Annotated in this window: 12 protein-coding genes; 6 read left to right on the top strand and 6 right to left on the bottom strand. The window is 69.4% G+C overall.

Annotated elements, in window-relative coordinates; genetic code table 11:
* Window positions 1-23: 23 nt before the first annotated feature.
* Window positions 24-641, top strand: a complete 618-nt coding sequence (locus tag D7W81_RS14450) for a glutathione S-transferase family protein (RefSeq protein WP_120555952.1) — start codon at window positions 24-26, stop codon at window positions 639-641.
* 54 nt (window positions 642-695) lie between these two features.
* Window positions 696-1,757: a hypothetical protein gene (locus D7W81_RS14445; RefSeq protein ID WP_120555951.1), complete on the top strand. Its 1,062-nt coding sequence runs from the start codon at window positions 696-698 to the stop codon at window positions 1,755-1,757.
* Window positions 1,758-1,764: 7 nt separating this feature from the next.
* Here D7W81_RS14445 and D7W81_RS14440 read toward each other — a convergent pair whose 3' ends face one another.
* From D7W81_RS14440 to D7W81_RS14430, 3 genes are all read right to left on the bottom strand, one after another.
* Entirely contained in the window at window positions 1,765-2,058 is a 294-nt protein-coding gene (locus D7W81_RS14440) for a hypothetical protein (protein WP_120555950.1), read from the bottom strand.
* 86 nt (window positions 2,059-2,144) lie between these two features.
* Complete coding sequence (xopAJ, locus tag D7W81_RS14435; protein ID WP_147445485.1) at window positions 2,145-5,963, bottom strand: XopAJ/AvrRxo1 family type III secretion system effector zeta toxin; 3,819 nt, start codon at window positions 5,961-5,963, stop codon at window positions 2,145-2,147.
* A 167-nt stretch (window positions 5,964-6,130) separates the two neighbouring features.
* Window positions 6,131-6,925 carry a hypothetical protein gene (locus tag D7W81_RS14430; RefSeq protein ID WP_147445484.1) on the bottom strand — a complete coding sequence of 265 codons (795 nt, stop codon included), beginning with the start codon at window positions 6,923-6,925 and terminating at the stop codon, window positions 6,131-6,133.
* A gap of 136 nt (window positions 6,926-7,061) precedes the next feature.
* Between D7W81_RS14430 and D7W81_RS14425 the strand changes: the two genes are divergently transcribed.
* The 3 genes from D7W81_RS14425 to D7W81_RS14415 all read left to right on the top strand — a co-directional run bounded on the left by D7W81_RS14425 (window position 7,062) and on the right by D7W81_RS14415 (window position 8,966).
* Window positions 7,062-7,721 (top strand): MarR family winged helix-turn-helix transcriptional regulator, encoded by a 660-nt coding sequence (locus tag D7W81_RS14425; protein ID WP_120555947.1) that lies wholly within the window; start codon window positions 7,062-7,064, stop codon window positions 7,719-7,721.
* Between the two features lie 94 nt (window positions 7,722-7,815).
* Window positions 7,816-8,403, top strand: coding sequence for a protoglobin domain-containing protein (locus D7W81_RS14420; RefSeq protein ID WP_120555946.1), 588 nt, complete (start codon window positions 7,816-7,818; stop codon window positions 8,401-8,403).
* Window positions 8,403-8,966 carry a redoxin domain-containing protein gene (locus tag D7W81_RS14415; RefSeq protein ID WP_120555945.1) on the top strand — a complete coding sequence of 188 codons (564 nt, stop codon included), beginning with the start codon at window positions 8,403-8,405 and terminating at the stop codon, window positions 8,964-8,966. Before D7W81_RS14420 ends, D7W81_RS14415 begins: the two co-directional genes overlap by 1 nt.
* 141 nt (window positions 8,967-9,107) lie before the next feature.
* Here D7W81_RS14415 and D7W81_RS14410 read toward each other — a convergent pair whose 3' ends face one another.
* The gene (locus tag D7W81_RS14410) at window positions 9,108-9,941 is read right to left on the bottom strand and encodes a HEAT repeat domain-containing protein (protein WP_120555944.1); all 834 of its coding nucleotides are present in this window, start codon (window positions 9,939-9,941) and stop codon (window positions 9,108-9,110) included.
* Window positions 9,942-10,051: 110 nt separating this feature from the next.
* Here D7W81_RS14410 and D7W81_RS14405 point away from each other — a divergent pair, with 110 nt between their 5' ends.
* On the top strand, window positions 10,052-10,312 hold the full coding sequence (locus D7W81_RS14405; RefSeq protein WP_120555943.1) for a hypothetical protein: 261 nt from the start codon (window positions 10,052-10,054) through the stop codon (window positions 10,310-10,312).
* Window positions 10,313-10,334: 22 nt separating this feature from the next.
* Here D7W81_RS14405 and D7W81_RS14400 read toward each other — a convergent pair whose 3' ends face one another.
* Both D7W81_RS14400 and D7W81_RS14395 read right to left on the bottom strand, forming a co-directional pair.
* The gene (locus tag D7W81_RS14400; RefSeq protein ID WP_120555942.1) at window positions 10,335-12,143 is read right to left on the bottom strand and encodes a metal-dependent hydrolase; all 1,809 of its coding nucleotides are present in this window, start codon (window positions 12,141-12,143) and stop codon (window positions 10,335-10,337) included.
* Between the two features lie 3 nt (window positions 12,144-12,146).
* Entirely contained in the window at window positions 12,147-12,683 is a 537-nt protein-coding gene (locus tag D7W81_RS14395; protein ID WP_120555941.1) for a metal-dependent hydrolase, read from the bottom strand.
* Window positions 12,684-12,866 lie beyond the last annotated feature (183 nt).

Below are 12,866 nucleotides of genomic sequence, written 5' to 3'. Positions count from 1 at the left end.
TCATGGGCATAGAGTCACCGCCCATGATCAAGCTCCACCAGTTCAACCCCTCTGGGAACTGCTACAAGGTCCGCCTGCTGCTGCACCAGCTCGCGATTCCGTTCGAGACCCGGGAGGTGGACCTCTCCGCCGGAGAGACGCGCACGCCGGAGTTCAAGGCGATGAACCCCATTGCCCGGACCCCCACCGTGGAGCTGGAGCCAGGGGTCTTCCTCGCCGAGTCCAACGCCATCCTCTGGTACTTCGCCGAGGGTACGCCCTTCATCCCCACCGGCCGGCTGGAGCGGGCGCGGATGCTCCAGTGGATGTTCTTCGAGCAGTACAGCCACGAGCCCTACGTCGCCGTGGCCCGGGCGTGGCTGTCCTTCTTCGGTGTCCCTTCCGGCAAGGAGAAGGAGCTGGAGGAGCGCATCCAGAAAGGCTATGCCGCGCTCGACGTCATGGAGGGCGAGCTGCGCAAGCGGCCCTTCTTCGCGGGCGAGCACTACAGCCTCGCGGACATCTCGCTGTATGCGTACACGCACGTGGCGGAGGAAGGCCGGTTCGACCTGGGCCGCTATCCCGCCATCCGCGCCTGGTTCGAGCGGGTGCAGGCCCAGCCCCGCCACCTGCGCATCACCGACGTCATCCGCGCGCCCTAGGCTTCGCGGTGCTCCCAGATACAATCGCGGGGGCACGCTCCAGGGGGAAACAGCATGAAGCTGTGGATGTTCGTCGTGCTCAGCATGGTGATGGGGGGCTGCTCCACTCGCGACACCGACAGTGACGCGGACAGCGGAGTGAACACCGTTGTCGATGCGGGCACTGACGGAGGCCTCGACGCGGGCGCTGACGAAGGCCTCGATGCGGGCATCGACGGAGGCTTCGATGCGGGCACTGACGGAGGCCTTGATGCAGGCATCGACGGAGGCCTGGGCACGTGTACGCAGGATGAGGACTGTCTTGCTTCGGAGCTCTGTCATCCCAGCGCGAAGCGGTGTGTCCAGACCTGCATCACTGGCGCGGACTGTCCTGACACGGCGAAGGCCTGCGACCTGCTGAGTCCCACCGGTTCGCAGCGCATCTGCAAGTGCTCCACGGACGCGTTGTGCAACGAGGGGCGGAGCACCTCTGAACTGGTGTGCTCGATCCCGGATGCCATCTGCACGCCGAAGTGCACGGCGGATGCGGAGTGCGCCGAGGGACAGCGCTGCGATACCTCGAACGGGCATTGCAAGGTGCGAGGGGACACCGGTGCGGCCTGCACGGAAGAGGGGCAGTCGAACTGCGACTACGGCACGCACTTCTGCGCTTCGCACGTGTGCACGGCGCTCGGGGAGCCCACTTGCCCCAGCTACATCAACTTCCCGAACAAGGACCGGCTGGGCACCACCGGCCCCATCCTCTACGGCGCCCGCCTGGTGCGCGTCAGCACGGACGCGGCGGCCTGCGGGAGCGCGACAGCCACCAAGCGCGTGGACGTCGCCCTCTCCGCGTACTCCAACACGCCCTTCCCGACGCGCGCGGCGGAGCTGGGCGGCTTCTTCCGGGTGAGGGTGGATGGTTCGCCCCAGACCGGCCTTTCGTTCGTGTTCCCGGGGAACGCCTACACCGTGTCGGGCGAGAACCGGGAGCGCGCGGAGATCGTCGTGAGTCTCTGCGTCGAGCCGACAAGCACCACCCATTCAGGTGGCTTCCACTTCACGAACGGCAACTTCTTCTGCTTCCAGGTCGACTACCAGGCGGCGGGGTTGGGGCCCTGTTTCCAGGGCCCTTGAAGCCGCGTCAGCCCGCGTCGTTGTCGCGCAGGTAGGCCAGGTGCTCCGCGAACTGCTGGAGCGTCTTCACCTTGGGCGAGTCCAGGTAGTACCGCCGCTCGTAGTCCTCGATGAGGTCGGGCGTGAGCGGCGCATCATGGATGTCCCACGTGAGGTTGTAGAGGGCGTGGAGCTTCTGGATGTCGAAGGGCTCCTTGCCAGACGTGGCCCGGGCCTTGGCCACCTGCGCCCGCTCGGTCTCCTTGCGCTGCTGGGCCGCGGCACGGAGTTCTTTCATCGCGTCTTCGGCGGATTTCGACATGGGCATTCCTCGAGAGTGCGACACCTTCTCAGGCTAGGGCCGAAAACGGCCCGCTTCAACCCAGGGATGAAGCGGGCCGCTCACGCTCACTGTGTCCGCTTCGAGTGCTCTTCCAATGCGTCACCGAGCGTCTTGCCCTTGTACTCGGTGAGGCGGGCCCGCATCTTCTGCGCGAACCCAGGGTCGGTGATGGCGCCCACCTGGCGGTTGATGAAGGCGTCGTCGATGACGGTGTTCTTCACGCGCTCGGCCTCGGCGGCGGGGCTCTCCTTGACGGCCCTGTCGTAGAGGGCCTGCTTCTCCGCCGTGTCCGGCGGCATCCACGTGCCGTTGCGCTTCTCCGCCACCAGCACCTGCTTGCCGGAGCTGTCCGTCACCATGAGCTTGTAGTCGGTGATCTTCGGGTTCTCGATGACGCCCTGGAACGAGCCCTCCCGGCCCATGAGCAGTTCGAGGCGGTTCTCACGCACGCCCTTGAACCCGCCCTCCACGGCCCCGAACGGGACGAGCGGATCCGCGGTGCCCGGGTTGCGCATGAGCACCCGGACGCTGGACGTCTCCAGCGGGACCTCCAGGTCGACGATCTTCACGTTGCGGTCGCCGATGGCCTCCAGCATGCGCGGGATGTCGGTCTTGCCCGCGAAGCGCTTGTCGTAGACGACCGAGCTGTTCGGCCGCGAGAGCATCTCCGCCTCCACCTTCTGCGAGATGACGGAGCCCTCCACGTGCGCCTGGGACGTGGAGATCTTCCCGCCCTGCGCCTTGGCGAGCTGCTCCTTGATGGGGTCCGGGTTGAGGGCGCCACTGAGCTCGCCGTGCGAGTCCAGCACCTTGCTCTTGAGGTGCGGGTCGCTCTTCACGGCCGTCGTCTTGCCGGCCGCGGTGTTGCCGCGCAGGGCGTAAACGGTGTTGGGCTCCAGGCGGTCGGACAGCGTCTGCGCCTTCGCCACCTCGCTCTGGAGCAGCTGCTGCTGGAACTCGCGCCGCTCCGGCATCCAGTTCTTGGGTTCCTCCACCCACTTCCACATCGCTTCGCCCTTGGGAGGCTCTCCGATGGTGAAGGCTTCGTAGGTGGCCACCTTGCCGCCCGAGCGCTCCAGGATGGCCTGGCGCACCTCGTAGCTGCCGGCCGTCTTGCCCGTGCGCAGGTCCGCGGCCTTGACGATCTTGAGGACGTCCTGGGCGTTCTCCGGCGTCACCGCGCCTTCGAAGACGCGGCCCTCGGAGGTCGTGAAGCGGATGTTGGGACCGTCGACCTCCAGGGCGCCGCCCTTGCCGCGCACCTCGCGGAAGAGCTGCCCGGCCTTGGCCGTGCCCGCGCCCACCACGCCGCCGGTCGCCGCGCCCACGGTGCCGTCGATGACGGCGCGCTTGCCCACCTTGCCCAGGCCGTCGACGACGCCGTTGTCCCACGTCTCGCTCTGCGTGGCCGCGTCGAACGCGCCACCCGCGGCGCCGCCCACCGCGCCTTCCTTCGCGCCCTGGATGGCGGCGGCCTTGACGGACGTCTCCACCGTCTCACGCACCGCGGTGCCCGCGACCTCCTTCGCCGCCGTGGTGGCGGTCGTGCGGGCACCGGCCGTCACGGCCCCGGCGCCCTTGCCCGCGGGCAGCACGGCCGTGCCGCCCTCCACCGCGCCAATGCCCGCCTGGCGCAGGAGCTCCTGGCCTCCGGCCGCATCCCCCTGGAGGGCCGCGTAGGTTCCCACGCGCGTCCCCGCGCCCAGGGCCGCGTAGCCCGCGATGGCCAGCGGCGTGGCCGCGCCACCCGTGCCGATGACGGCCGCGGTGGTGACCACGACGACGGCGGCGCTGGCGGCGCCGTCCGCCAGCGAGTCCTTGCTCGTCTGGAGCGACTTCACGTCGTCCGTGGCATAGCCGGTGAGCGTGTTGGCCCGCTGCGTGTCGCCGGCCTGGATGGCGGTCTCCGCCCGCGTCAGGTTGTTGTTGATGCGGTCGTTGTCGGACTCGCCCTTGAGCGTCCGCTGGACGCCACCGAGCACCCAGGTGCCGAAGCCCGACTCGTTCTGCTGCACTTCACGCAGGCGGCGCGTGCGCTCCTGCGCGGCGTTGGGATCATTGGGATCCACCGCGCCCAGGTCGTAGTTCTGCTTGAGAAGCTCGAACTCGTCGCGGCCATCCAGCTCCGAGTCCAGCTCCGCGCGCAGGTCCTTGCCGTACTTCTGCTGGTAGGCCGCGGCGATGTCGTCGAGCTCGGGCTTGGACTTGCCCTCCAGCGTCTGGCGGATGGCATCCTCGTCGGTGCCCACGCCGTCCATGGCCAGGTGGAGCTTCTCCGCCGCCGCCTCGGCCTGGGCCTTCTTGTCGCCCGCCGCGGGAGGGTTGAGCAGCCGCAGCGTCACGTCCGCGTCCGCGCCGCCCCAGTTGCGGATCTCCGTCTCCAGCGACTTGCCGGTCTGCCGCTGGTACTCGCTCTTGATGGCGTCCAGCTGGGCGGGCGTCTTGCCCTCCAGCACCTTGCGCACGCCCTTTTCGTCCGCGCCCGTCCAGCCGCTCATGGCGTCGCGGATGCGCGCCGCGTCCGCCTGCCCGGGGGTGCCCTGGAGCAGGCCCATGGCGCGGTCGTAGTCCTCGCTGCCCAGTTCGTCCTTGAGGCGGGCGGCGACGGCGGGATCCTTGGCCAGCAGGGCGCGCTGTTCGGGCGTCGCCTTCTCCAGGCGCTCGAAGATGCGGTCCTCGTCGGTGCCCAGGCCGTCCATGTCCCGCTTCAGGCCGTCCTTGAGGGCCTGGGTCTCCAGCTCCAGCTTCTGCTGGGGCGTCTGGGCCTGGGCCGCGCCGAGCAGGCTCCGGGCGCGCGACATCTCGTCCGAGTCCAGCTCCTTGCCCAGCTTGGAGAGCATGACGTCCTCGGCGGTCTGGCCCGCCGGAACGCCGCCGTTCTGCTCCGCGAACTTCTGGGCAATGGCCTTGCGCTCGTCGGGTGAGCGCTTCTCCAGCGTCTTGAGGACCTCTTCCGAGGAGCCGAACACGCCGTCCAGCTCGGACTGGATGACGACCGCGTCGTTCTTCGCGGTGTCGCCCTTCAGCATCGCCTCGGCGCGCTTCCAGTCGTCTCCGCCCAGCTCGTCCTGGAGCTTCGCGTCCAGGTCCTTGTTGTAGTGGTCCTTGTAGGCCTGGCGGATGAGGTTGACCTGCTCGGGCGTCTTGCCCTCGAGCGTCTGGAAGATCTTGTCCTCGTCGGTGCCCCACCCGGTGACGCCACCGTCCGTGGCCTCGTAGAGCGCGGTGGCGTCCTTGCTGGCCTGCTCGGCGGTGTACGCGGGAGCCGCGGGCGCCTTCGCGGGGATGGCGGTCGTCGTGCCCGGAGCCGAATCCGCGACCATCATCCGCTGGAGCTCGGGCGCGACCTTCGCGTCCGTGATGGCCTTCTGCCGCTCCGGTGAGCCGGGGGCCGCGGAGAAGATTTTATGGGCCGAGGTTCCGGACAGCGTCCCCGACTGCTTGTACTGCGGCGCCGCCTTCAGGAAGGCCTGGAGGTTGTCGTAGCTCTTGCCGCTGGAGGGGTCGACGACGCGCTCTCCCTGCCGCACGACGACGTGGCCCGTCTGCCCTTCCTGGCCGGGACGCGTGTCCTTGAGGAACACCAGCTCCGAGCGGGCCCGCAGCGCGGGGGTCGCCGTGTCCACCCACTCCGCCGCCTTGTCCAGGCAGTTGGCCTGCGCGTCCTGGGTGTTCTCCGTCAGCAGCGAGCTGGCCTGCGGGGCCAGCTGCGGGCCCTCGCGGGACACGCCCTGCTCGAAGGTGGACTGCGCGTTGTTCGGGACCGCGTTCGCCGCGGGCTTGGGCTCGGGAGGCGGTGGTGGCGGCGGCGGTGGCGCCACCACGGGACGTTGTGCCGCGACCGGCTGCCAGGGACGATTGTTGCCAGTTCCGTCGATACCCATTGCGCTTCCCCCAATCGGGCGCAGCAAAAAATGAAGAGGGCCGCTCACATCGGGCCCACTCAACCCCTCCGCCCATTATCCACCAAAGGGACCTCGCGGTTGCGCCCCTGCCGCGGATGAATATGGATCCTTGAATTCCAAGGGGTTGGGGCTCCCCACATCCTCCTTCAGCGACGCGTGGCGCGGCTGGATGCCTGGGCCTGGGGCGGGCTGAACGACAGCTCACGCAGGCGCATCTGGAGGGTCGCGAAGCTGTCCATGCGACGGGGTGCGGCCTTGTCCTCCGCGCGCAAGGCCAGCCGGGTCTCCACCTCCAGCTCGAAGCGCGTGGGCCACAAACGGTCCAGGCTGAACGTGCAGCCGCCCTGCCCTCGCACATAGGTGGTGAGGGACTCGCCGCCCTTCTTCGTGCGGAGGTTCTCCGGCGCGGGCTGGGGCTTCGAGGTGGAGTCCAGCTCCAACCGCAGGCCGAAGCCCGTGGCCTCCCGCTTCTTGAGCTCGAGGGTCGTCCGCGCGCCGGAGAGAGGTCCCTTGCCAGGCAGCGGCGGGGACCAGCGGGCCCCCAGGCCCACGGCTTCGGTGGGGAGGATGCGCCCCAGGCCGCTGAGCGTGGCCGTCACCTGCTGGAGCTGCTGGCGCAGCGTGGCGTCCATGCCCGTGGGCGGCTTCAGCGTGAAGCCCTGGGCGCGCCCGTCCGCGCTCACGCGTCCCTCGCCCTTCAGTCCGGGCAGGGGCTCCAGCTGCGCGTGGAGCTTCTCCACGGCCTGGGGCGGAGTGCCGGGCTGGATGAGGAGCGCCGCGCTTTCGAGCGTGAAGAGGAAGCGCACCTCCCCTGAAGCGGACGCGCTGAGGACCTCCGCGGCGAGCACCAGCTGGACGCCCGGGACGGGAGGCAGCGGCGACTTCTGGCCCGCGTCCTTGATGGCGCCCTGGCTCTCGGAGCGGACGCGGATGCGTTGCACGCTCCCCACGAGGGGACTGAGCCGCAGCGGCGCATGGGGAGCACTGCCTCGTTCAAGGACTTTCATGTGCGCGGGATGTTAGCCCGTCCAGAGCCTCGCCTTGACAACTTAGGAGTCCGAAGTTACTTCAAGGGCCATGATGGACACGGAACCGCCGTACTTCGACGCGAACAGCGAGCCGCTCGCCGCGCGCATCGCGACGGGGCTGCACAAGATCGGGCTCGCGATGAAGCAGCAGGCCTGGCAGCAGGCGAACACGGCGGGTCTGTCAGCCACGCAGGGACAGATCCTCGCCACGCTGGTCGCGGGCGGTCCCCTCTCCGGTTCGGAGTTGAGTGAGCGCCTTGGCGTGACGCTTCCCACCATCAGCGATTCGGTCCGCGTCCTCGTCGAGAAGACGCTCGTGACCAAGTCCCCGGATCCGAGGCACCCGCGCGCCAGCCTCCTGACGCCCACACCGAAGGGCGCGGAGCTCGGTGCTCGCGCGCGCTCGTGGCCGGAGTTCATGGCGGACGCGGTCCAGGACCTCACGCCGGAAGAACAGCGCGCGTTCTTCGCGGGCATCGTCAAGATGATCCGGATGCTTCAGGAGCAGGGGCTCATTCCGCTCACCGGCATGTGCGTGACCTGCAAGCACTTCCGTCCCAACGTGCGCACGGGCCCGGCGCCGCATCACTGTGCCCTCGTGGACGCGCCGCTCTCGAGTGATCAGCTGCGCCTCGATTGCCAGGAGCATGAGCGCGCGTCCGAGACGGCGCGACGCGAGGTCTGGGAGCAGTTCCTGCGGCGTCGCTGACGCCCCTCCAGCTCAAACACAAGCAGACACGACTTCCGCGGCCACTCCGGCCGACGGCGACAGCGGAGCTTTGCTCCACGAAGGAGAAGAGGCAATGAGCAACATCCCCGGCTACACCCATGGCACCCCGGTCATTTCGCGTTCGCCTGTATCCCTTGCCGACTTCGAACAGATGAAGGCCAGCGTCCTCTTCGGCGAGGAAGACGTGAAGTACCTCCGCATGTCGCACGACATCGTGAAGGGGCGCGTCGAGGCAATCCTTGACGTCTGGTACGGGTTCGTCGGGAGCCAGCCGCATCTGCTCGCTTCGTTCAGCGCGAAGACGGACGGCAAGCCGCTGGGTGACTACCTCGGCTCCGTCCGCAGGCGCTTCGCCCAGTGGATCCTCGATACGTCGAGTGCCCGGTACGACCAGGCCTGGCTCGACTACCAGCATGAGATTGGCCTGCGCCACCATCGGGTGAAGAAGAACAAGATCGACGGCGCGCCCTCGACGGACCTCGTGCCCTTCCGGAACCTGTTCGCGCTCATCTTCCCGGTCACCTTCACCCTGCGCCCCTTCCTGGCCGAGCAGGGCCACTCCGCGGAGGACGTCGAGAAGATGTATGCCGCGTGGGTGAAGTCGTGCCTGTTGCAGGTGACGCTCTGGTCCCACCCCTACATCAAGGACGGGGACTTCTGATGACGTTGCGCCCCGCACCGGAATGGCGGACGACCGGCTGGCTCAACACCCCGGAGCCGCTCTCCCTCGAGCGGCTGCGTGGGAAGGTCATCCTCCTCCACGCCTTCCAGATGCTCTGCCCGGGATGTGTCGCCCGAAGCATCCCGCAGGCACAGCGCGTCGCCGAGCTCTTCGCGGGTGCACCGCTCGCCGTGGTCGGACTGCACACGGTCTTCGAGCATCACGAGGCCATGAAGCTCGAGTCTCTTCGGGCGTTCCTCCACGAGTACCGGGTGAAGTTCCCGGTGGGCGTGGACGCGCCGGGCGAAGGCGGCGATCCCATCCCGCGGACCATGCGGGCGTACGCCATGCAGGGGACGCCGACGACGGTGCTGATCGACGCGCAGGGACGGCTTCGCCGGCAGGTCTTCGGGCTTCACGACGACCTGCTGCTGGGCGCCGAGCTGCAGACCCTGCTGCTGGAGGCCCGTACGGGGCCGGTGTCCGGGGTGCAGCCGTCCACGCCCGGGGTGCACTCCGCCGGGGGCTGCGACGACGGAGGCTGCGCTGTCCCCACCCCGTGACGCTCCGGGGCCCTCCTCGCCGCGAGCAGGATGCCCGCGGCGAGGACGGTGCTCAGACCGCCGGGAGGATGGCCAGGTCGACGAGAGTCCGACGGAGCTTGCGTCCCTCCGCGATGACGGGTCCAGGGCTCGACGCCGGCGTCACCGGGGAAGCGACTCCAGGGTGTGAATGGCCTCCCAGAGGACCGCGAGGAACTCAGGGTCCTCGTCCTCTTCGTCGAAGGCCTCCCGGTGCGCCAGGAGCAGGGGCAGCAGCGAGACGTCCTCCAGTGCCTGGGCCGCCTCCACGTCCAGCGTGGTGACCTCGGGGCCGCCCTCCAGCACGCGCCGCAACGGCTCGAGGACGCGGGCGTCCTTGCGCAAGGCCAGCCCCAGGAGCGCCTCCCCGCGAATCTTCGGGTGGGGCTCGGAGAGCCGGTCCACCAGGGCCTCGCGCAGCTCCGGCGTGTCCACCTCCCGCGCCTGCGAGCCGAGCGTGAACGTGGCCCATTCGCGCACGACGTGATCGGCGTCGCGGGAGAGCTGGATCAACGCTTGAAGTGCATGGGGGTCCCGGTGGCTCGCGAGTCCCATGACGACGCCGAAGCGCACGTGGGCGTCCGGGTGGTCCTTCAGCGGAAGGAGCGCGGGCACCGAGCGGGGATCGCCCAGGTGGCCCAGGGCGGCGGCCATCGCCTCCAGCACGGCGGCGTCCTGCTCCTTCGCGAGCGCCGGCAGCAGGGCGTCCGTGAAGCGGGCGACAAGCTCCGGGGACCGGTGCCGGAAGTCCAGCTGTGACAGGACGTTCGCGCCACGTCCCCGTTCCTTCGGAGAGATGGACTGGAGCCAGGCGGCGGCCCGCTGGAAGACGTCCTCTCCGCCACGGTGATGCAGTTGCCAGATGGCGCGCCACGCGCCCTGGTCTTCCTCGTCGCCCTGGAGCGTGCGCGCGAACAGCTCATCGGTGGAGAGGTCTGCCTCGGGCGGGGAATCCATGGCGGACAGCGTAGCGCCGGACGCCCCTGCCCTGCTGGCTCACAGCGCCATCAACGGTGAGCGCATGTTCCTGGCTCGACAAGGCTGTTCAACGAAGCTTGAGTGCGTGAATGCCTCACAACGCACGTGAATACGGTCTCCATCATGCGGACCGCGTCGCTGAAATCGAGCGGAAGTTCGGGCCTGACCAGCGCGAGCCGGTGCTCGCACGATTGAGCCGGGTCACGCACCCCACCGAGCCGTTGCTGGGCGCCATCGTCTTCCTCGCCAGGCAGGGCCATGTCGAGGACATCGACCTCATGGTGTCACTCGCCAACCAGGACGCCTCCAAGGTCCTGGACGCCGCGACAGTCAAGGCCGAGCGCGGCTGACAGCAGCGACAAGCCCCCAGGCTCAAGGCGGCGAAGGGCTGGCGCCAAACACCTTCACGTCCACGGTGGGTGGCAACGGGCCGGTGCTCACGCTGGCGCGTGCGAGCGCCTCGATGGCCTGCCAACGCAGCGGAGGAGAGGCCTCGATGGCCCCCTCCGCGCCCAGCGCGGGCATGGCGCTGGTGACCCCGAGCTGATCCGGCCCGTCCGCCGGATCACCCGTGTAGCGCCCACCAATGATCTCTCCGGAGCCATCCAGTGCCAGCGTCATCGGGTAGTGCTGCACGAGGGTCCTGGCGCCGACCTTCGCGTACCCGCTGCCCTCGGCCCACTTCGGATCCACGACGTCCGTGGCGCTCACGGGAAGCAGCGTGGTGCTGAAGCGCAGCTCGATGTCGACGTCCGCGAGCTTCGCCACACGGGGCGCGAGGCCGGGCTCCAGCGGATCCCCGGACGGTGCGTACGGCTCGCGCGTCAACTTCACCGTGGCGCCGGCGACCGAATGGTACTGCGACTGCGCCGTGGGATGGACCTCGACGAGGAAGGACTGGCCATTGACCCCGAGGCGATTCAACACGGCCAACGCGAAAGCCGCGGGATGGATGCTGCAACGCGCGCCCAGGTCGAAGCCCGACCCGGAGCAGAGCTCGCCGAGCGTGTGGATTTCCGCCGGCTGGTAGTACGCGGCCGCGAGCAGCGCCTTCACGTCATTGGGATGAAAGCGGACCCGGCGCCCATCGCGGGCCACGACATCGACCGTGCGGAAGGGCTCCTCCACCGCAAGGGCCGCCGCCGCCGCGCCGTTGCAGAGCCCGAACCAGAACCTCGGCCGGGGCCGGCGGTTGTGCGTCTCCGCGAGCGCCGCCTTCGTCGCGGGGAAGCCCGCCTCTCCCGAGGCGAGGTCGTACTTCTCCGTGGGAGACAGCCAGAAGAGCCCGTCCGCCGGGACCGGGGCGGACGGCGCCTCCGTGCCGAACAGCGTCCTCGCGACCAGGGTCGGCACGGGGTCCCGCCAGCGTCCGGCCTGCCCCCCGAACCAGAACGGAAAGAACTCGGAGGACCACGGCACCCGCTCCGGCACGAGCGCCCGGTTGAACACCCCGCGCGCCTGGAGCTCTCCGAACCGGGTGATGAGCGCGGGGCCCGGAAGCGCCTCGGGCCGCTCCGCCGGATCCGACGGCAGGGCGGAGATGACGCGCTCCGGGGGAAGCGAGAAGCCGGTGGGCCCGAACACGCGCAAGGCCGCCGCCAGCAGGGCCCACGCCCCGAAGAGGGCGCCCCACCCGCGACGCGCGGAGGGAGTCGGAGGCAGCGCGGCGCCGCGCAACAGGAGCAGCGTCGGCAGGAGGATGAAGAGCGCCTCGATCGCGAGCACCTGCACGCCAAGCCGCCCCAGCCACTCGTCCATCCCCACCGGGACGACCGGGACGAGCCGCAACGGCCGCGGCAGCTGGAACCGCGCCTCGGAGAAGGGGGCGAGGAGCGCCGTGCCGGGCCCGCCCCAGGTGAGGAGATCCAGCAGCACGTGCCCACAGCCCGCTAGCCACAGCACCAGCGCGTTCCGCGGAAGGCTCCGGCGCCACTCCCTGGATGGCGTCACCAGCGCCGCGCCCACGACGGCGAGCATGATCAGGAACGGCAGCGAATGGAGCAGTCCCCGGTGCGCCCAGAGGTCGTCCGGGTGCTGGCTGAACGGCGCCAGCGCGAAGTCCAGGTCCGGCACCCAGGCGCAGAGGCCCACCGCGACCAGGATGCGTCGCGAAAGGACCGCGCCGGGCCGCGCGCGAACGACGAGTGCCGTCCACGCGGCATGGGTGAACAGCGAGGCCACGTCCTACCGGGTGCTTTCGACCAGGCGCTTCTTCCTGGGGAACGTCGCGTAGAGGAAGAACGGCGCGAAGAGGAGCAGCTCCACCATCACCACATAGAGCCCGCGTCCCGAGAACATATACAGCCCGATGGGCGCCACCGGGATGGGCGTGACGGGCGCGAAGATGCGCTCATACGAGAACGGCCAGAACAGCGCGCAGCCCAGCCCGCCGTCCGTCAGGATGTCCAGCAACCCGTGGCTCAACGCGACGAACCCGACGCAGATGAAGGTGCGCAGAGGCGGTGCACCCGCGCGCCGGGCAATGGCCACGATGACCGCGGTGATCCACAGCGCGAAGACGAACGAGTGCGACGCCCCCCGGTGCCCCCAGGGCGCTTCGTACGGAATGCCGAAGGCGAAGGCGATGACGTCCGCATCCGGCAGCATCGACAGCGCCGAGAAAGCGACCATCGCGCGCACCAGCCTCGCGCGCGTCGCGTCGTTCCCTACCCAGGCCCTTGCCGCGGCCATGCCGATTGCCACGTGTCCAATGCTCGCCATCGGCGGCGGAGTATAGCCCCTGCGACGGGGCTCACCACGTCCGCCTTGAGCCGCATGGAGCACAGCAATGCCAGACACCCTTCTCACGTCGCCGCGGGACCGTGACGTCCTGTCGGGCTGCCTGCTCGGGGGCCGGCCAGGGGGATGGAGCCGCCCACCGCCCTCCCCGTCGCCGGTGTGCCC

It is taken from the genome of Corallococcus aberystwythensis, from assembly GCF_003612165.1.
Classification (GTDB): domain Bacteria; phylum Myxococcota; class Myxococcia; order Myxococcales; family Myxococcaceae; genus Corallococcus; species Corallococcus aberystwythensis.
The sequence above is the reverse complement of the archived record's forward strand: the minus strand, read 5'-3'. Positions and strand labels throughout refer to the sequence as shown.

Bases quoted from the DNA above. Each gene is read 5' to 3' on its own strand.
- D7W81_RS14425 (WP_120555947.1), top strand. From the start codon at position 7,062: ATGATGGACACGGAACCGCCGTACTTCGACGCGAACAGCGAGCCGCTC.
- D7W81_RS14420 (WP_120555946.1), top strand. From the start codon at position 7,816: ATGAGCAACATCCCCGGCTACACCCATGGCACCCCGGTCATTTCGCGT.
- D7W81_RS14405 (WP_120555943.1), top strand. From the start codon at position 10,052: ATGCCTCACAACGCACGTGAATACGGTCTCCATCATGCGGACCGCGTC.
- D7W81_RS14410 (WP_120555944.1), bottom strand. From the start codon at position 9,941: ATGGATTCCCCGCCCGAGGCAGACCTCTCCACCGATGAGCTGTTCGCG.
- D7W81_RS14450 (WP_120555952.1), top strand. From the start codon at position 24: ATGATCAAGCTCCACCAGTTCAACCCCTCTGGGAACTGCTACAAGGTC.
- xopAJ (WP_147445485.1), bottom strand. From the start codon at position 5,963: ATGGGTATCGACGGAACTGGCAACAATCGTCCCTGGCAGCCGGTCGCG.
- D7W81_RS14440 (WP_120555950.1), bottom strand. From the start codon at position 2,058: ATGTCGAAATCCGCCGAAGACGCGATGAAAGAACTCCGTGCCGCGGCC.
- D7W81_RS14395 (WP_120555941.1), bottom strand. From the start codon at position 12,683: ATGGCGAGCATTGGACACGTGGCAATCGGCATGGCCGCGGCAAGGGCC.
- D7W81_RS14445 (WP_120555951.1), top strand. From the start codon at position 696: ATGAAGCTGTGGATGTTCGTCGTGCTCAGCATGGTGATGGGGGGCTGC.
- D7W81_RS14415 (WP_120555945.1), top strand. From the start codon at position 8,403: ATGACGTTGCGCCCCGCACCGGAATGGCGGACGACCGGCTGGCTCAAC.